Annotated in this window: 15 protein-coding genes and 1 pseudogene; 4 read left to right on the top strand and 12 right to left on the bottom strand. The window is 72.2% G+C overall.

What is annotated here, in order from left to right:
• Positions 1-75: 75 nt before the first annotated feature.
• From AC1DX8_RS20775 to AC1DX8_RS20745, 7 genes and pseudogenes are all read right to left on the bottom strand, one after another.
• Positions 76-1,104, bottom strand: a complete 1,029-nt coding sequence (locus AC1DX8_RS20775) for an alpha-ketoacid dehydrogenase subunit beta (protein ID WP_477631856.1) — start codon at positions 1,102-1,104, stop codon at positions 76-78.
• A gap of 1 nt (position 1,105) precedes the next feature.
• The gene (gene pdhA / locus AC1DX8_RS20770) at positions 1,106-2,224 is read right to left on the bottom strand and encodes a pyruvate dehydrogenase (acetyl-transferring) E1 component subunit alpha (RefSeq protein WP_477631855.1); all 1,119 of its coding nucleotides are present in this window, start codon (positions 2,222-2,224) and stop codon (positions 1,106-1,108) included.
• Complete coding sequence (locus AC1DX8_RS20765) at positions 2,221-2,514, bottom strand: AMP-binding enzyme (RefSeq protein WP_477631857.1); 294 nt, start codon at positions 2,512-2,514, stop codon at positions 2,221-2,223. Before AC1DX8_RS20765 ends, pdhA begins: the two co-directional genes overlap by 4 nt.
• A gap of 225 nt (positions 2,515-2,739) precedes the next feature.
• A pseudogene (locus tag AC1DX8_RS20760) lies at positions 2,740-4,073 on the bottom strand (AMP-binding protein); the annotation flags it as partial.
• A gap of 84 nt (positions 4,074-4,157) precedes the next feature.
• On the bottom strand, positions 4,158-4,649 hold the full coding sequence (locus AC1DX8_RS20755; RefSeq protein ID WP_477631854.1) for a GyrI-like domain-containing protein: 492 nt from the start codon (positions 4,647-4,649) through the stop codon (positions 4,158-4,160).
• A 78-nt stretch (positions 4,650-4,727) separates the two neighbouring features.
• Positions 4,728-5,024, bottom strand: a complete 297-nt coding sequence (locus tag AC1DX8_RS20750) for a hypothetical protein (RefSeq protein ID WP_477631853.1) — start codon at positions 5,022-5,024, stop codon at positions 4,728-4,730.
• Between the two features lie 16 nt (positions 5,025-5,040).
• Positions 5,041-6,597, bottom strand: coding sequence for a DUF4389 domain-containing protein (locus tag AC1DX8_RS20745; RefSeq protein WP_477631852.1), 1,557 nt, complete (start codon positions 6,595-6,597; stop codon positions 5,041-5,043).
• Positions 6,598-6,745: 148 nt separating this feature from the next.
• On the opposite strand from AC1DX8_RS20745, the gene AC1DX8_RS20740 reads away from it, so the two are divergent.
• The gene (locus AC1DX8_RS20740; protein WP_477631851.1) at positions 6,746-8,314 is read left to right on the top strand and encodes a bifunctional aminoglycoside phosphotransferase/ATP-binding protein; all 1,569 of its coding nucleotides are present in this window, start codon (positions 6,746-6,748) and stop codon (positions 8,312-8,314) included.
• A gap of 59 nt (positions 8,315-8,373) precedes the next feature.
• On the opposite strand, the gene AC1DX8_RS20735 is transcribed toward AC1DX8_RS20740, so the two are convergent.
• The 3 genes from AC1DX8_RS20735 to AC1DX8_RS20725 all read right to left on the bottom strand — a co-directional run bounded on the left by AC1DX8_RS20735 (position 8,374) and on the right by AC1DX8_RS20725 (position 13,038).
• Positions 8,374-9,273, bottom strand: coding sequence for a universal stress protein (locus AC1DX8_RS20735; RefSeq protein ID WP_477631850.1), 900 nt, complete (start codon positions 9,271-9,273; stop codon positions 8,374-8,376).
• Between the two features lie 86 nt (positions 9,274-9,359).
• A complete protein-coding gene (locus AC1DX8_RS20730; RefSeq protein WP_477631849.1) occupies positions 9,360-10,337 on the bottom strand; it encodes a universal stress protein in 978 nt (325 codons plus the stop codon).
• Between the two features lie 145 nt (positions 10,338-10,482).
• A complete protein-coding gene (locus tag AC1DX8_RS20725) occupies positions 10,483-13,038 on the bottom strand; it encodes a cation-translocating P-type ATPase (protein WP_477631848.1) in 2,556 nt (851 codons plus the stop codon).
• Between the two features lie 167 nt (positions 13,039-13,205).
• On the opposite strand from AC1DX8_RS20725, the gene AC1DX8_RS20720 reads away from it, so the two are divergent.
• A complete protein-coding gene (locus AC1DX8_RS20720) occupies positions 13,206-13,511 on the top strand; it encodes a 2TM domain-containing protein (protein ID WP_477631847.1) in 306 nt (101 codons plus the stop codon).
• Positions 13,512-13,663: 152 nt separating this feature from the next.
• Here AC1DX8_RS20720 and AC1DX8_RS20715 read toward each other — a convergent pair whose 3' ends face one another.
• Together AC1DX8_RS20715 and AC1DX8_RS20710 are read right to left on the bottom strand one after the other, a co-directional pair.
• Positions 13,664-13,993: a hypothetical protein gene (locus AC1DX8_RS20715; RefSeq protein WP_477631846.1), complete on the bottom strand. Its 330-nt coding sequence runs from the start codon at positions 13,991-13,993 to the stop codon at positions 13,664-13,666.
• Between the two features lie 90 nt (positions 13,994-14,083).
• The gene (locus AC1DX8_RS20710) at positions 14,084-15,211 is read right to left on the bottom strand and encodes a lysylphosphatidylglycerol synthase transmembrane domain-containing protein (protein ID WP_477631845.1); all 1,128 of its coding nucleotides are present in this window, start codon (positions 15,209-15,211) and stop codon (positions 14,084-14,086) included.
• A gap of 135 nt (positions 15,212-15,346) precedes the next feature.
• Between AC1DX8_RS20710 and AC1DX8_RS20705 the strand changes: the two genes are divergently transcribed.
• A complete protein-coding gene (locus tag AC1DX8_RS20705; RefSeq protein WP_477631844.1) occupies positions 15,347-17,086 on the top strand; it encodes a GAF domain-containing sensor histidine kinase in 1,740 nt (579 codons plus the stop codon).
• Between the two features lie 49 nt (positions 17,087-17,135).
• The coding region (locus AC1DX8_RS20700; protein WP_477631843.1) for a universal stress protein at positions 17,136-17,721 on the top strand (586 nt) is incomplete at its 3' end.

Raw genomic sequence — 17,721 nt, 5'->3', positions numbered from 1 at the left:
GTGTCACCCGGTCTGACGAGCCACTCCAGGAGCGTGCCCTCGTCCATGTCGGCGCCCAGGGACGGCATACGGAACTCACCCATGGCGACCGACCGCGCGCTCTGCCGCGGCGACGATGTCGGCGGGTTGGGGGAGGGCGGCTTCCTCGAGGTGCCGCGCGTAGGGGACGGGCACCTCCGCGCCGCAGACCCGCTCGACCGGGGCGTCCAGGTCGTAGAAGGCCTGCTCGGCGATGCGGGCGGAGACCTCGGCGGCCAGGCTGCCGCTGCGCCAGGCCTCGTCGACGACGACCGCTCGATGGGTGCGCGTCACGGACTCGAGCACGGTCGCCTCGTCCAGCGGGCGCAGCACTCGAAGATCGATCACCTCGGCTGAGATTCCTTGCCCTGCAAGGGAATCGGCGGCTACGAGAGCCTTGCCGAGTCCGCCGCCGAACGCGACGAGGGTGATGTCGGTGCCCGACCGCCGGACGGCGGCGTGCGAGATGTCGACCTGGGGATCGGGCTCGGCCAACGTGCCCTTGAGGTTGTAGAGCGATCCGTGCTCGAAGATGATCACCGGGTCGGGGTCCTGCAACGCCGGCCAGAGCATGCCCCGCGCATCCTCCACCGTGGCCGGTGCCAGGACGCGGAGGCCGGGGATGTGGGCGTACCAGCCCTCGAGGCTGTGCGAGTGCTGGGCCGCCAGCTGCCGTCCCGCGCCGGTGGTCATCCGCACGACGATGGGAACGTGCACCTGGCCCCCGGACATGTGCTGCAGGGTGGCGGCGTTGTTGAGGATCTGGTCGAGCGCGAGGAGGCTGAAGTTCACCGTCATGATCTCGACCACCGGACGCATGCCGCCCAGGGCAGCCCCGATACCGGCTCCGGTGAAGGCCGACTCCGACAACGGGGTGTCCCGCACCCGCTCGGGCCCGAACTCCTCGAGGAGACCCAGGCTGACGGCGAACGACCCGCCGTAGCGTCCGACGTCCTCGCCCATGAGGAAGACCCGTGGGTCTCGTGCCATCGCGCTCCGGTGTGCTTCGCGGAGCGCCTCCCGGTAGGTGGTCGTGACGGAGGCCGGTGTGCGCTGGTCGGGCCGGGCACTCGGTGCGCGCGACATCTCAGTCGCCCCCTGACGTGGGAGAGGGGGTCGTCGGGGTCGTGGCCGTGGACGGCGCGCCCGCCGAGGGTGTGGACGGGGGAGTCGTGACGAAGCGCAGGAGGTCCTCGACGGGCTCGGGTGCGGACGCGTCCGCGAACGCCACCGCCTCGTCGAGCTCGCCCGCTATCTCGCGCTCCCAGGCTGCGAGGTCGTCGGCGGTGAGCGTGCCGCGGGACTCCAGCTGCTGTCGGAGCGTGATGATCGGGTCGCTCTCCTTCCAGTGCTCGATCTCGGCCTTCTCGCGGTAGCGGTCGGGGTCGTACATGGAGTGGGCGCGGAACCGGTAGGTGCGCAGCTCGAGGAAGCACGGGCCGGCCCCGTTGCGGACCTCGGCCACGGCCCGGTGGGCTGCGTCGGCGACGGCCACGGCATCCATCCCGTCGACGCTCCACGCCACCACGCCGTAGGAGGCTGCCCGCATGGCGAGGTCGGTCTCCGCGTGCTCGACCGCGAGGGCCGTGCCCATGGCGTAGCGGTTGTTCTCGCAGATGAACAGGACCGGGAGGTGCCAGAGGGCCGCCAGGTTGATGCTCTCGTGGAACTCGCCCTCGGCGACGGCGCCCTCGCCGAAGAGGCAGGCGGTGACGCGGTCGCGGGCGTTCATCCGGTCGGCGAGGGCCAGGCCCACCGCGACCGGCAGCCCACCCGCGACGATGGCGTTGCCACCGTAGAAGCGTCGAGCTGCGTCGAAGAGGTGCATCGACCCGCCCCGACCCCGGCTGCAACCGCCGGCCCGGCCGAACATCTCGGCCATGATCGCGGGCATCGGGATGCCGCGCGCCAGGGCATGACCGTGCTCGCGGTAGGTCGACACCACCGCGTCCTCGGGGGTGAGGGCCGACATCACGCCGACCGAGACGGCCTCCTCACCGATGCACAGGTGCAGGAAGCCGCGGATGCGTGTGGCGCTGTAGAGCTCGGCCGCCTTCTCCTCGAACCGGCGGATGCGGATCATCTGGCGGAGCAATGCGCGTGGGTCGGCTCCCTCGGGCGGAGCCGTGACGAAGGCGGTCGTCGCGGTCGCGGCACCGGGGGAGTGGCCGTTCGACGGCCCGGCCGGCCGGCGTCGTGGGCTCATGATGCCGGCTCCACGGTGGACAGGTCGCCCTCGGGCTCACCGAGCTCACGAGCCTTGAGCAGCCTGCGCATGACCTTCCCGCTCCGGGTGTGGGGGAGGTGCTGCTCGAACTCGATCTCCCGCGGCGCCACGGAGCCCAGGCGGTGCCGTCCGAACGTGATGAGCTCGCGGCGAAGTCGGTCGCTCGGTTCGTATCCCTCGGCCAGGGTGAGGAACGCCTTCACCACCTCGCCGGCCAGCGGGTCAGGCCGCCCGATGACGCCGGCCTCGGCCACGGCGGGGTGCTCCATCAGGGCGCTCTCGACCTCGAACGGTCCGATGAGGTGACCGGCGGACTTGATCACGTCGTCCGCTCGTCCGACGAACCAGACGTAGCCGTCGTCGTCGAGGCGCGCCACGTCGCCGGTGAGGTACCAGCCGTCGGCGAACGCCGCGGCATACCGGTCGGGGTCGTCGAGGTAGGTCCGGAACATCGACGGCCACCCGGGCCGGAGCGCCAGCTCCCCGTCCTGCCCGGGGGGCAGCGGCCGGACGTGGCCTCCGCTGCGGTCGGCGCGACCATCCGCGCCGCGGTCGAGGACTGCCACGTCGATCCCCGGCATGGGGCGCCCCATCGACCCGGGACGGATCGGCATACCGGGGTAGTTGCTGACCATGATGGCCCCGGTCTCGGTCTGCCACCAGGTGTCGTGCACGGGCATCCCGAAGGCTTCCACCCCCCAGACCACCGCCTCGGGGTTCAGGGGTTCGCCGACACTCACGACGTGCCGCAACCGGGACAGGTCGCGGGCCCGGGCCAGCTCGGAACCACTGCGCATGAGCATGCGCAGCGCTGTGGGGGCCGTGTAGAAGACGGTGATCCGCTCGTCCTCCAGGATGCTGTACCACCGCCGCGCGTCGAAGTCGGCTGAGTCGGTGACCACCGTGGCACCGCAGGTGAGCGGCCCGATGATGCCGTATGACGTGCCGGTCACCCACCCGGGGTCGGCGGTGCACCAGAACACGTCGTCGGGGCGCAGGTCGAGTGCGAAGCGGGTGGTGGCGTGGTGGGCCACGACGGCCTCGTGGACGTGGACGGCGCCCTTGGGCTGACCGGTCGTGCCGCTGGTGAAGTGCAGCAGTGCCGGGTCGTCCGGCTGCGTCGCGACGGGCCGGAAGCCGCCACTGGCCACCCGCCGTGCTCCGGCGGCCAGCGCCTCGGTCCAGGGCGTACAGCCCGTCGGGACGGAGGCCGGTGCGGTGCTCTCGGGGGCGTCGGGTGTCGTCGCGTCGGCACCGCGGGGCTCGACCAGCAGCACCACGTCGAGGTGCGGCAGGTCGGCACGGGCCGCGACGACCTTTCGCTCGTAGGACGTGGCGTCGGTGACCAGGACCCGGATCTTCCCCAGCGCGAGTCGCTGCTGCACCGGCCCCGGCCCGAAGGCGGGGAAGAGGGGACAGTAGACACTGCCGTTCTTCAGGGCCCCAGGGCCGTGACGTAGAGCTCCTCGGACCTGTCCAACAGGGTGCACACGCGGTCACCGGCCCCGACGCCGAGCTCTTGCAGGGCGGCGGCAAAGACATCGGTGCGCGTGCCCAGCTCGCTGTAGGTGAGCTCGTGGCAGGCGCTACCGCGGGAGAGAAAGCGAAAGGCCACGTGACTGCCGCGGCCTGCTGCGACATGGCGGTCCACCGCCTCGTGCGCGATGTTGAGCCCCCCGTCGGGCAAGCCGTCCAGCCAGCTGCGGGCCAGCGGCCAGGAGAACCCGCGCCGCTGCGCGTCGTAGTCCCCGATCAACGGGACCAGGGCTGGGACGTGCCGGATCGTCTCGTATGCGGTGAGGGCGCCGGTGGCGCGAAGAGCGGCCATGCCTCCACCATCGGCCCCTCCCGGAGGCCCGGACAGGGACCAAGTACCTGCCGGATCGTCGTCGTCGGAACTGCGCCGACGGGGTCAGGTCGTGGCCGACCCAGCAGCGCGAACCGGGAGCACCACCACGGTCCTGGGCTCGGCCACCTCAGGCGGGTCGAGGTAGACCTCCCAGGCATCACCGGCTGGAGCCAGGTCGTGCGCGGCGGCGAAGGTGTGCAACGCCTCGTGCGCGTGCGCGGCCTCGGCGTAGCCACCGCGGTGGGTCGTGCGCAGTGCTGGGCCACCGGGCAGGCGCGACGCCCGGACGTCCCCCTGCCCGAGCAGCATCCCACTGACGGGGAAGCCTGCCTCGACCTCGAACGTGCCGTCCGGCTGGGGGTGCAGGCGGGCGAAGGGCGGTCCGGACACGTACATGCCGTCAGCCCCGGCGACCTCGCCCGTGTGGGCGAAGGCCGCACCGATGAACGCGCCCAGCTCTGACTCACTGACCGCGCCACGGACCACCAGCGTGGCCTGCTCGTGGAGCGTGGTGGACTCGATCTCGTACTCGAACGGTTTCGTGGCGCTGGTCATGTCGGCTCTCCTGTGGTGCGGCTCGTGCGGTCGGGTGTGCCTGGTCGGGCTGACCTGGGGCGTGGCCAGGGGAGAGGGTCACCAGGGCGGTGGTGGCCAGGCCGCCGAGCGTGGGCGTTCGACGCCGTTGAGGCTCCCGAGGTGCCGTCGTCGACGGAGCTCCCCGGTGATCTTGTCCTGATCGTCCAGGAGGGTCTGGCGGTCCGGTGCTGCTCCCGGCGCACGAGCGGCAGGCTCAGGGGGCGCTGCCCGCAGGGCCTCCTCGTAGGCGGCCAGGCGCTGCAGCAGCTCACGCACCGACAGCTGGGTCAGGGACTGGGCGGCGAGGACCGGGATCTTCGGCGGACGGGACGCGCCGGACGACCTGTTCTTCATGATCACTCCTTCGATCTCAGGGTCCGTGGTTCGCCTGGCTCGGGCGCGGTGCCGAGTAGTGGTTGCTCGCGCGGTGGGTCGAGATGGCCACGAGCAGGACGCCACCGGCGAGCAGGACGAGGCCGCCGATAAGGACCGACACCCCGATCGTCTCGAGCCAGGGGAGCTCAGCGCCCACACTGACCTGGGCCCTGACATCAGCCGACCCGTCGGCGTTCATGAGCACGAAGGCCCAGTCTCCGCTGCGCGCCGTCCAGCTCAGCTCCTGCGTGCCGGTGCCGGCCCGTGAGACATCCCAGATGCCCAGCGCTGTCGGTGCCTGCGCGGGGGCTCGACCTGCGATGTCACGGCTGTCGGCCCACCCTGACTCGTGCACCGTCCGGGCCACGCCGCCCAGGTACTGGTTCACGGCGGACGTGGGCGCGACACCGACGAACACGGGGGTGTCGCCCGACGACGTCACCCGGATCCGGACGTCGCCCAGCATCCGGTGCGGCAGAGCCGCGGCCCCCGGAGCGGCGTCGATCACGATCGACGTCATGGCCACGGCATACCCAGGGCTGCTCACTGACCGCTCGGTCGCCGTCACGTAACCGCTGCTGTCACGCATCGCGTTGTCCATGACCAGGAAGGCCGTGCCCCCGGTCAGCATGAGCAGGGAGATCATGCCGAGGATCGACCCGACGACCACGCCGACGATCCTGCCCGCGGTCCATCCTGGGCCGGCCCCGTGAGCCCGCGCTGCGGGCGAGGCCGCCATGGTGGCGGTGGGCGCCGCGGTCACGGCGGCGGACGGCCCGACCTGCGGGTCGCCGTGCGGGTCGCCGTGCGGGTTGCCGTGCGGGCCGGCGGATGGCTCGTCGCGCGGTGCGCCGTGACCACGGTCGTCCGGGCCCAGGTCCAGTCGGAACGGGGGATAGGCATCCGTCATCAGGGCCGCATAGGCACAGACCCGCAGGACCCAGCGGTTCAGGCCCAGGACCAGGTCGTAGAGGGGCCGCGGGTACTGGCCGGTGACAGCCAGGAGGACGGCGCCGACGAGCACGAGCAGGCCGACCAGGCCACCACCCCAGGCGAAGCGGGCGGCCGAGTCGTCCTTCGCGACCCACCAGCTGCCACCTCCGACGAGGAGGCCGACCACGACGTAGTGCGGCAGGGCCAGCAGCCACCACTTGACCAGGACCAGCCCCCGGGACAGGTGCTCCGGGTAGTCGACCTCGACGTGCGCCGGGTAGTCGGGCACGTCGGCCAGGGTGAACGGCGGATAGCGGTCCGTGGCGAGCGCGCTGTACCCGTAGTAGGCGACTCGCCAGCTCCAGCGGATCACTCCGACGTTGAAGTCGAAGAGGGCGCGGGGGTAGCGGCCCGTGACGAGGATCGCGAAGAAGGCCACGATGCTCAGGACCACGAAGCCGATCCAGAGGAAGGCCAGCACGATGGCGTGCGGGATGATCAGCAGCCACTTCACCAGCCACAACCATCGGGATGCCTGTGGCTGGGCGTCGGCCCACACGTGGACGGGGGAGTACGGCGACTGCGCCGGCGCGGGAGCCGCGGTCAAGGTCGTGGACATGGCATGCCTCTTTCGCTGGTGCTTCCACCGTCCATCCCAACTCGTCGACCCAACAGGGCCTTTGGCCCCGTCGTGGCCTTGTCGTCGTCGCCAGCCACAAGGTCGAAGGTCCCTGTCGGGTCCGAGGTGCCACGACGAGGCTGGACAGGTGACACAGCCGCTCGCCGGGCCCACCGGCGCGCCACCCGGCCCTCCCGCGGTCCGGGGGAGTGGTCCCGCCGCCGCGGGCGCCGTCGTGCGGGAGACCCACTCCGCCGTGGTGCTGCTGTGTGGTGACCGCGCCTACAAGGTCAAGAAGCCCGTGAGCCTGGGCTTCCTGGACTTCAGCACCCCGTCTCGACGCAGGGCGGCCTGCCATCGAGAGTTCGACCTCAACCGCCGGATGGCACCGGACGTGTACCTCGAGGTGCTCGAGGTCGTCGACGACCGCGGCCAGCAGCAGGACAGCGTCCTGGTGATGCGGCGGATGCCTGAGGACCGCCGCCTCGCGACCCTGGTGCGTCAGCAGGTCACCGTCTCCGACCAGATGCGTCAGCTGGCGAAGCAGCTCGCGGTCTTCCACGCGACCGCGAGGACGAACGCCGAGATCAGTGCGGCGGGAAGCCCCGACGCCCTGGCGCAGCGGTGGCGCTCCAACCTCGTCGGTCTGCGCGAGCTGGCTCCCAGCCGGGTGCCCACGCTCGCCCTCGACGACGTGGAGGCGCTCGCCTCGGCCTACGTGGCCGGGAGGTCTGCGCTCCTCGAGGACCGGATGCGCGCCGGCCGGGTGCGCGACGGCCACGGCGACCTCCTGGCCGACGACATCTTCCTCCTCGCCGGTGGACCCCAGGTGCTGGACTGCCTCGACTTCGACGACCAGCTGCGGTGGATGGATGTGGTGGACGATGTCGCGAGCCTGGTGATGGACCTCGAAAGGCTGGGGGCCGCCGCGGTCGGGACGCAGCTGGTGCACGACTACCACGAGTTCTCCGGCGCGGTGGAACCGATGTCGCTGTCCCACCACTACGTCGCGTACCGGGCAGTGATGCGAGCCAAGATCGCCGCGATCCGCGAGAACACGATGTCGGGTAGAGCCAGGGACGAGGCGGCGCTCGAGGCCGAGGGTTTGATCCAGCTGGGCCTGCGCCACCTCCGCGCCGGGCTGCCCCGTCTCGTGCTGGTCGGAGGGGCGCCGGCGGCCGGCAAGTCGACCATCGCCGACGAGCTGGGCTCGCAGTGGCCGGCCGCGGTGCTGAGCGCAGACCGCGTCCGCAAGGAGCTGGCCGGCCTCGACCCGGTGGACCACCACCCGGAAGCCTTCGGACAAGGCCTCTACTCTGCGGCCCACACGGCTGCCGTCTACGCCGCGCTCGCCGCCAAGGCGCGGTTCATCGTCGCCCACGGTGAGACCGTGGTCGTCGATGCGTCGTTCTCCACGGCCGGGCAGCGGGCGCTCTTCCGCGACGTCGCGGCTGCCCTCAGCACCCCCTTGGTCGAGCTGGAGTGCACCGCCCCCTCCCAGGTCCTCGTCGACCGACTGCGTGCCCGTGACCACGAGCCCAGCCGTTACAGCGACGCTGACCTCGCCGTCGGGACCAGGCTCGCCGCAGAGCGCGAGCCGTGGCCGACTGCGACGCAGGTCAGCACCTCGACGAGTCAGGAGCGCAGCACGAGTCAGGAGCGCAGTGCGAGCCAGGCCCTCGCGACCCTGGCGGCGGCGTGGCAGCAGGGGCGTTGACCCGCTCGACCACTCGATGACGGCGTGCGGATCGCGGCGTGCGGATCACGGCGTGCGGATCACCGCATCGAGGTGTCGGTCGGAGCTGATGGCACCACCACGACGGGACAGCGGGAGTGGTGCAGGGCACGGGAGCTGACCGAGCCCAGCAGCAGCCCGGTGAACCCACCCCTGCCCCGAGTGCCGACGACCAGCAGCTGGGCATCCTGGGAGGCCTCCTCGAGGACGGCGGTGGTCTCCCCCCGGACGAACTCGGACCGGACCTCGACGTCGGGGAGCTTCTCGCGCCACCCCGCCAACATCTCGCTCATCATCACGCGCTGGGACTCGGCGGYCGACGCCCACTCGTCCTCCCCCTCGATCGCGGTCGAGAGGGGGCTCGGCTCCTCCCACCACCAGGCGTGCAGAGCCACCAGGGGTGCGTTCCGCATCGACGCCTCGGAGAATCCCCAGTCCAGCGCGGTGCTCGAGTGCTCGTCGTCATCGACGGCCACGACCACCGGGCGTGCGTCACTCGGGCCCGCTTCGCGCTCCCTCCAGGCATCGGGCACCACCATCACCGGGCACTGCGCGTGACTGGCGACCTTCCCCGTCGTCGCTCCCAGCACGATGCTGCCGACCCGGCCGAGTCGACCGGTCCCCATCACGACGAGTGCCGCTGTCCGGCTGGCCGCGACGAGGGCGGCGGACTGGTCGTCCACGGCGGTGCTCGAGCTGACCTTCAGGTCGGGGGCGACGGACCGCGCGTGCTCGAGGCAGGTCGCGGTGATGGCTCGTTGCTTGTCCAGGCGCTCAGGGGTCCAGGGGACGATCCCGATGGAGGTGGCGTGGAGGATGTGCAGCGGTCGGTGGTGCCGACGGGCCTGGGCGATGGCCACCTGGAGTGGTTCCTCGTCATTGGCCGTGCCGTCCACGCCGACGACGACGGCACCGCTCGGCTGGATCCTGGTCTCGGTCATGACTCTCCCCGATCGCTTTCCTCGATGGCTTTCCTTGGTGACTTTCCTGGTGGCTTTCCTTGGTGGCTTTCCCCGGTGGCCTTGCGTCAGAGGCGTTCGCGCACCGGCGCCACGGGCAGGTGGAACGTGTGGTGCTCGTGGGTGCGCCCGTCGGCCGGCTCGTCGGACGACGAGACGACGGCGACCGGGCAGTGGGCGTCGTGCAGGACGCCCTGCGACACCGAACCGAGGACCAGGCCCTTGACGCTCCCGCGTCCACGGGAGCCCAGGACGAGCAGCGCCGCGTTCTCGCTCTGCTTGACCAGCTCGGCCACGGGGTGGTGGCTCCGGACGACGTGGCGACGAAGGTCCACGGACGGGTACTCCTCGGCGAAGCCGGCGACTGCCTCCGCGACCACGGACCGTTCCTCCTCGTCCCCCTGCGGCCCGTCCACCGACCACGCCAGCGAGGCCGCGACGGCGTCGACGTCGAGGTCCCACGTGTGGACCACGGTCAGCCCCAACCCTCGCCGGTCAGCTGACTCGAACGCGAACCGGAGTGCCGCGGCTGAGTCGGCCGAGCCGTCCACGCCGACGACGACCCGGAGCTCGTGGAGGGTGCGGCTGGGGGCTTCGCGCACCACGACGACCGGGCAGTGAGAGCGGGGGACGACGTACGACGAGACCGAGCCCAACAGCATCCCGCGGACCCGTCCCAGTCCCCTGGCACCCACGACGACCAGGCTGGCCGCCGCTGACTCCTCGACGAGCGCGGCCCCGGGATCGTCGGCCACCACCCGACCTGTGACGGCGAGGGCCGGGTGGTCGGCACGGACTTGGGCGACGGCCTCGGCGCAGCTGCGCTCGGCAGCGGTGTGGAGGGCGCTCGTCGGTTGCTCGGGCACGGGTTCGCCGGGTCCGGCTGACCGGGCCGCCGGGTAGTCGGCCGAGTACGCCTCCAGCACCACCAGGGGAGCACCTCGCAGCGACGCCTCGGCTGCGGCCCAGTCGAGGGCGAGCGCTGCGTGCTGGGTGCCGTCGACACCGACCACGACCGGTCGGTGCATGTCGAGGTGGGCGGTCATGATCTTCTCCTCGGGGTGGGGGGCGTGTACCCACGTTCGCCCCACGGGGCGGGGGGCCACAGGGCATTTGGTCCCGGGCGTGCCAGCGCTGCCGCCCACGCGTTGCTCGCTGCGCAGACAGGACGGTGGGTGGCGGCGCGTCCGGTCACACGCTGCGCGCGTGGACCAGGCGGGTGACGGCACAGGCGGCGACGCCGGACAGACCCATGACCAGCCACGCCGACCCGGCGACCGGGACGGTGTCGAGCAGCAGGCGAAGGGGAGGCAGCAGCGTGGCCGAGACGAGCATGGCGGCCGCCAGCACCAGCAGCGGCAGGAGCGGGTCCGACCCCCGCCCGGGCCGCCCGGGCCGCTTGGCCCTGAGCCCCCACGCAACCCCCAGCTGACCCGCCCCGAGGGTCAGCAGGGCTGCCGTCTGGCCCGACCCGGGGGGACTGACCGCCAGGGCGACGAGGCCGGCTGTCGTGAGGAAGGCCGCGATGAGGGCGGTGCGCCACCCCAGTCCCCCGGACAGGAGGCTGCTCCCCGGGTGCCGAGGACCGCGGCCCAGCGCTGCGGGATCGGCGGGCTGTGCGGCCAGCCCCGCCCCCGCAAAGCTGTGCGTGAGCAGGTTCAGCCACAGGATCTGGGCAGGCAGGAGTGGCAGGGGAGTGCCGAGCAGCGGGCCCACCAGCATGAGGAGCACTTCCGACCCGCCGCCGGACAGGCCGTAGGTGAGGAACCGCCGGATGTTGGCAAAGACCCGTCGTCCTTCCTCCACCGCGGCGACCACGGTGCCGAGCTCGTCATCGGTCAGCACGAGGTCTGCCGCCTGTCGCGCGACCTCCGAGCCCCGCACACCCATCGCCACGCCGATGTCGGCCTGGCGCAGCGCAGGAGCGTCGTTCACGCCGTCCCCGGTCATGGCGACCACGTGACCGCTGGCCTGGAACGCACTCACGAGGGCGTGCTTGTCAGCGGGGGTGGCGCGCGCGAGGACTGAAGTGCCCGCTGCGACGCACGCGTCCACCGTGCTGTCCCGGTCGGTGAGGCTGATCGCTGGTTCGCCGTCACCGATGCCCACCTGTCCCGCGATGGCGTCGGCAGTCGCCGGATGGTCGCCCGTGATGAGGACGACGCGGATGCCCGCATCGCGGCACGCGGCGACGGTCGCCCGCGAGGAGTCACGCACGGGGTCCTCGAGCGCCACCAGCCCGACCAAACGGGGTCCGGACGGCACCGCGCCCTCGGCGTCGGGTCCCTCGACCGCCACGGCGATGACGCGCATCCCCCGGCGAGCCCACGACTCGGCCTCCCCGCGGGCCAGCGCCACGACCGGCTCGGCGTCGGTCAGCCAGTCCCGGCCGAGGATTGCCTCGGGGGCCCCCTTGTGCCAGGTGACGACTAGACCGTCGGGTCCGCGGTGGGTCGTGCTCATCCGTTTCCGGACGCTGTCGAAGGGGGTCTCAGCCGTGCGTGGGTATGCCGCGCGCAGGGCTCGGGCCTCGGCGGCGGACAGCGTGGCCGCACGGAGCAGGGCCTCCTCGGTGGGGTCGGCGTGCGCGTGCCCCGTGTCGGCGTCCAGGGCGGCGTCGCTGCACAGCGCAAGACCACGCTGGAGGAGGTCGCTGCCCACTCCGGCAGGCCGCCACGTGCTGCGGACCGTCATGCTCCCGCGGGTGAGCGTGCCCGTCTTGTCGGTCGCCAGCAGCGTGACGGAGCCGAGGGTCTCGACGGCGGCCAGGTTGCGGACGACCGCATGGCGCGCTGCCATGCGGCGTGCTGCGATCGCCAGGCTGACGGTGACCACCAGTGGCAAGGACTCCGGCACGGCGGCGACGACGAGCGCGATGGTGGTCAGCACCATCTCCTCGAGCCCTTGGCCGCGGAGCAGGCCGAGGGCGAGGACGAGGCAGCTCAGCACGACGACCGCCACGGCGAGCTGGGCGGAGAGGGTGGCCATGCGGCGCTGGAGGGGGGTGGCTGGTGGCGCCCCCACCATGAGCCCGGCGATCCGGCCCACCGAGCTGCTGGCGCCGGTGGTCGTCACCCGGGCCACCCCGTGTCCGTGGAGGACCAGCGTTCCCGAGAGCAGCCGGGAGTCGCCAGTCGGCTCGGCGGCGACTGGCCGTCCAGCCGGGTGGTGTGGCCCGTCGAGGTCGGGACCGGGATCGACGCCGGGCTGCTTGTCCACCGGCAGGGACTCCCCGGTCAACGTCGACTCGTCGACCTGGAGCCCCGGCCCGTCGACGAGCACGGCATCCGCGGGCACCAGCTCGCCCTGGCGCAGTCGCAGCAGGTCGCCCGGCACCACGTCCGCGACGGGCACCTTGGCTGGACTCCCGGAGCGCACCACCCACGTGTGGGTGGCCACCATCGCCGACAGGGCCCGGACGGCGCGGTCGGCCTGGACCTCCTGCCGCACCCCGATGGTCGAGTTCACCAGGATCACCAGGGCGATCACGGTGGCATCGCTGAGGTCCCTGGTCAGGATGGTCAGTGCCAGGGCAATGAGGAGCACCACGACGAGTGGGTCGCGCAGGCTCCGGACCACGCGGCGCACGAGGCCGGGAGCCGGGGCCTCGGGCAGGACGTTCGGTCCGTGCCGTTCAAGGCGTTCGGAGGCCTGGGCCTCGGTGAGGCCTGCGGGGCCGCGCGTGCCCGCAGAGTCGGTGCCGGTCACGGGTCCGGACGAAGGGGCGCTGCGCACCGGCGGTCTCATGCAGGACTCCTCTGCTCGCGGTCCACTGTGCACCCCAGTCAGTCGGTGCCACAGGGACCTTCGCCCCGAGGTGGGCCCCGGCAGCCGGACGGAGCGCGGTAAGGACCTTCGGCCCGGGTGCCGCGTGACGTCCAGGGCGATGGTTGACAGCAAAGGAGGTGGCGGCGATGACCGACGACGACCTGTCCCCACGCCCGCCCGATGCTCCGGAGGATGAACGGGAGCTGCGCCAGCGCGCGGTGCGCCGGCTGGAGGCCAAGCGCGGGCTGATGGCCCACGCGCTCGCCTATCTCATGGTCAACCTGCTCCTGGTCGCCGTCTGGTACGTGACGAGCAGCGGCTTCTTCTGGCCCGTCTTCCCCCTCTTCGGGTGGGGCATCGGCCTGGCCTTCCACGCCTGGGGCGTGTACTGGCCGGCCCCCGGCCCACGACAGATCGAGGCCGAGATGACGCGGCTACGCCGCCAGGCTTGACGCGCCGAGGCCGCCCGCTTGAGGCGCCGAGGCCGCGTTCGACGCGGATCTCGACGACGAGGTGCTGGGCCGGCTGGCCCTCGCGTGCGCCCGCGCTGCCTGAGTCCGCGCTGCCTGAGTCCGCGTACGCCAAGGCTGCCAGAGCGGGTTGGTCATTCCTCGGTCGCCGGAGCGCGACGGTCGCGGCGCGCCCGGGGAGCGGCCGAGCCCGACCGAGCGGCGGCGGAGAACGCCGCCGACGCCCCCAGGAGGAATCCGAAGTCGTACCAGTGGCCGGAGTTGTGCACCTCGTAGATCGCCACCTTGTCGTTGAACAACGAGATGACGAACGTGACCGGGCTGATGGCACCGTGCCAGAGCCCGAGCCAGAAGCCGCTCTGGGTGCCTGTCCCCACGTCGGAGTTGGCGCCTGCCGCGCAGGCGGTCAGGAGCACTGACACCACGAGGAACAGCAGGACGGGACGCCACGTCCTGGGTCGCATGACCATCACCTCCTCGGTCATCGAAGCACCACGTCGCCGCGACAGGTGGGGGCGAAGGTCCCGAAGGACGTCGGGGACACCAAGGTCGCCCTAGTGGCTGGCGGTGGTGGGCAGCCCGCCGGTGCGGTGGCGCCGGGCGAGGAGCCGGCGGCCGACCCACCACAGGAGGGCCAGTCCACCGACAGGGATCTCCATCCCCACCACGAAGATCCGGTAGAGGACCACTCCCGCGGCCGCGTTCGCCGAGTCCACCCCCAGGGCGACGAGGAAGCCGGTCATGCCCAGCTCGACGATGCCGGTCGCCGCGGGCGAGATCACGGCGAGGGACAGGACCCGCTCGACCGCGAAGGCGGCGAACACGATCGCGGTGGGGGCCTGGGCGCCCACCAGGTCCAGGCACAGCCAGAGCAGTGCGGCCTGGAATGCCGCGTACGCAGCCTTGCCGATCGTCAGCCGCACCCATGCGGTGGCCACCAGACCAGCCGGGGAGCGCTGGGCCGCGACGGCCAGCGCGGCATACGAGGTCCCGGGCGGCGCCGGCCGCCGGACCCGACGACCCACCCGGTCGGCCAGCCGGCCGGCAGTCCGAGCCCACGCCTCGGTGCGCAGGGCGCCGACCGTGAGGACGAGCAGGACCAGGAGCGTTGCCGACGCGGTCAACGCGGCGTCCTCGAGCACGGGCGAGGGAGTGCCGCCCGCCGCGAGCCACGCCAGGGCGATGCCGGGGACGGCCAGCCGGCACAACACGTCCCAGATGTTCGTGGCCACCGCCCACCGCAGGAAGTCGGCGGTGCTGAAGCCCCAGGCCCTGGCGGCCCAGTAGTTCACCGCCGAGCCGGCCGTGCCACCCAGAGGGAGCACGTTGGACACAGAGCTCCCCGTGATGTTGAGGAAGAACGAGCGTCGGTGGCTCAGACCCGGCATCGCCGCCGAGAGGGCGATGGTGTGTGCCCAGAGTCCGGCCAACCAGACCACGGTGAGCAGCGCGAGCTCGGCGACGCTGACCTGGCCCAGGGAGCCGCCGATCTGGTGCCAGCTGGCCCCGGCCACCCGGGGCAGGCCCACCGCGAGCAGCACGACTGCGAGGGCGACGGCGGCCAGGCCCTCGCCCTCACGACGCAGTCGCGCCCGCCGGCCCGTCGCCGTCGCCGGGGTCCTCCGCGGCTCGGGCGGCGCGGCCGAGACGTCGGCGGAGGGCGGAAGCGGAGCTGCCGGCATGCCCTCATGGTCTGGCCCGTCGCCCCGGACCGCGAGGGACCTAGGACCCTCGGTTCTCCCACGCCGGGCACAGCAGCCCCCTGCACTCACCCGGATGGATGACCGCGGCGACCGCTGCTGGCATACGCTGCCCCCGTGGCCGGGAAACGTTCGGGGAGTCGTGGGGAGGGTCGTGCGGAGGGTCATGGGGCAGCCGGCTCGTCCACGTCCCTCGGAGTGTCGCGCTGGACGCTCTCCTCACTCGACCTCGAGGACCTGTTCGAGGAGCTGCGGGCCAGGACGGGGAGTGCGCGCGACTCACAGGAGCGCCTGGGCTCGCTCCTGGACGCCGTGGTCGCGGTCAGCCAGGACCTCGACCTCGCCGACGTCCTGCACCGCATCGTGGTGTCTGCGTGCAACCTGGTCGACGCGACGTACGGCGCGCTGGGAGTGCTCGGCCCCGGTGGTGAGGAGCTCGTCGAGTTCGTCACGCAGGGCCTGACCGAGGAGGAGCGGGCGGCGATCGGCACCCTCCCGCGCGGCCACGGCCTGCTCGGCATGATCATCACGAGCCCGCACCCCCAACGGGTCAGCGACATCGGCGAGCACCCCGACTCCTACGGCTTCCCGGCCAACCACCCCCCGATGACCAGCTTTCTCGGCACGCCGGTGCGCATCCGCGACCAGGTGTTCGGGAACCTCTACCTCACCGACAAGCGCTCCGCGAAGGAGTTCAGCGAGGACGACGAGGCCATCCTCGTGGCGTTGGCCGCGGCTGCCGGCGTCGCGATCGAGAACGCACGGCTCTACGACCGCACCAGGAGCCAGCAGCTGTGGGGTGACGTGATCCGCGACGCCACCCAGGCACTCTTGGGCGGACACCCCCAGGCCGAGGTGCTCGACGACGTCGCAGGCCGGGTCTGTGCCCTGACCGGGGCCTCGTCGTGCTTCATCGCGCTGAGCCACGCGTCGGACCTCGTGGTCGTCGCCTCCGTGGTGGTCGACGACGTCGGCCGGCCCTCGCACCCGCCCATGGGCGAGCCGCCGGGCAGCCTCGTCACCGACGCCGCGGTGCGCTCGGCGATGCTGTCCGAGCCCCGGACCGTCCAGAGGCATGGAGGGACCAGGGCCTTCATCCCGCTGTCGCTCGGCGACGCACCGCTGGGGATCCTGGTGATCGACTGGAAGGACGAGGAGCGCACGGCGCAGCTCGGCCACCTGGCGGACTTCGGGCAGGGGCTGGCCGTGTCCCTGGGCGCGGCGAGCGCCCAGTCCGAGCGGGCCCGTTCCGAGCTCTACGAGGACCGGGACCGGATCGCTCGCGACATGCACGACCACGTGATCCAGCGCCTCTTCGCCACCGGGATGTCCCTGCAGTCAGCGGCACGGAACACCGACGACAGCGGGCGGGCCAAGATCGACGCCGCGGTCGACGAGCTGGATGCGGCCATCCGGGACATCCGGCACACGATCTTCGCCCTGCACCGACCGCCCGGCGCGCGCGTGCTGACCACCGAGATCTCGACGATCTGCCGCGATGCATCGGTGACCTTGGGCTTCCCGCCCGAGCTGCGCCTGTCCGGTCGCACGGACAGGGTGCCCGAACCCGTGGCCGCGGACCTGCTCGCCGTCCTGCGGGAGGCGCTGAGCAACGTGGCGAGGCACGCAGCGGCCACGACCGTGCACGTCGCGGTGCAGGTCGACGACGACAAGGTGACCGTCCGCATCGCCGACGACGGGCGCGGCATACCGGAAGACCTCGTGCGCTCGGGCCTCGACAACCTGGCTCGGCGGGCCCAGAAGCGAGGGGGGACGCTCGACATCACGTCGGGCCCCGACGCCGGCACGCAGCTCAGCTGGCAGGTCCCGCTGGACGAGGGTGCCGCGGAGGACTGAGGGACCTTTTGCCCTGCTCCATCGGAGCGTTCCCCTTGAAGGTGGGGGCATGAGTGATCACCATGCAGAGGCGGAGGCGGCCTCCAGGGGCATGGACACCAGTCGGCGCGGGGTGGTGATCGTCGGCTACGACGAGTCGCCCGAGGCAACCGTGGCGCTGCGCTGGGCCGCCTCGCAGGCGGAGGCCCTCGGACTCCAGCTCAAGATCGTGTATGCCGCGAACCCGCCGGCACCGTTGCCGTGGACTGCGGGAACACTGCTACCCAGCACCTCGGTCCTGCAGCACAGTGCGGCCAAGGTGGCGCGGCGGGCCGTCGACCACGTCGCCAGCGACCATCCCCGCCTGGAGGTGCACAGCCAGGGTGCTGTGGGCAGCCCGGCCGCCGAGCTCGTAATGCAGTCGGAGGACGCGGCGTTCATGGTCGTGGGGCGCCGTCAGCGCAGAGGTCCGGTCGACAGCCTCGGCTCGGTCTCGTTCGCGCTCAGCACCCACGCACGCTCGCCGGTGGTGGTCGTCCAGGGGGACACCTCCCGCGAGCTGGGGCCGGAGCACCCGGTCGTCGTCGGGGTCGACCCCTCACGGTCCTCGAAGCGTGCCGTGTCGTTCGCCGCGTCGATGGCGCGCGCCGCCGGTG

It is taken from the genome of Pedococcus sp. P2_A3 (genome assembly GCF_056405035.1).
Note: the sequence above shows the minus strand (reverse complement) of the source record. Positions and strands in the feature narration are given on the sequence as shown.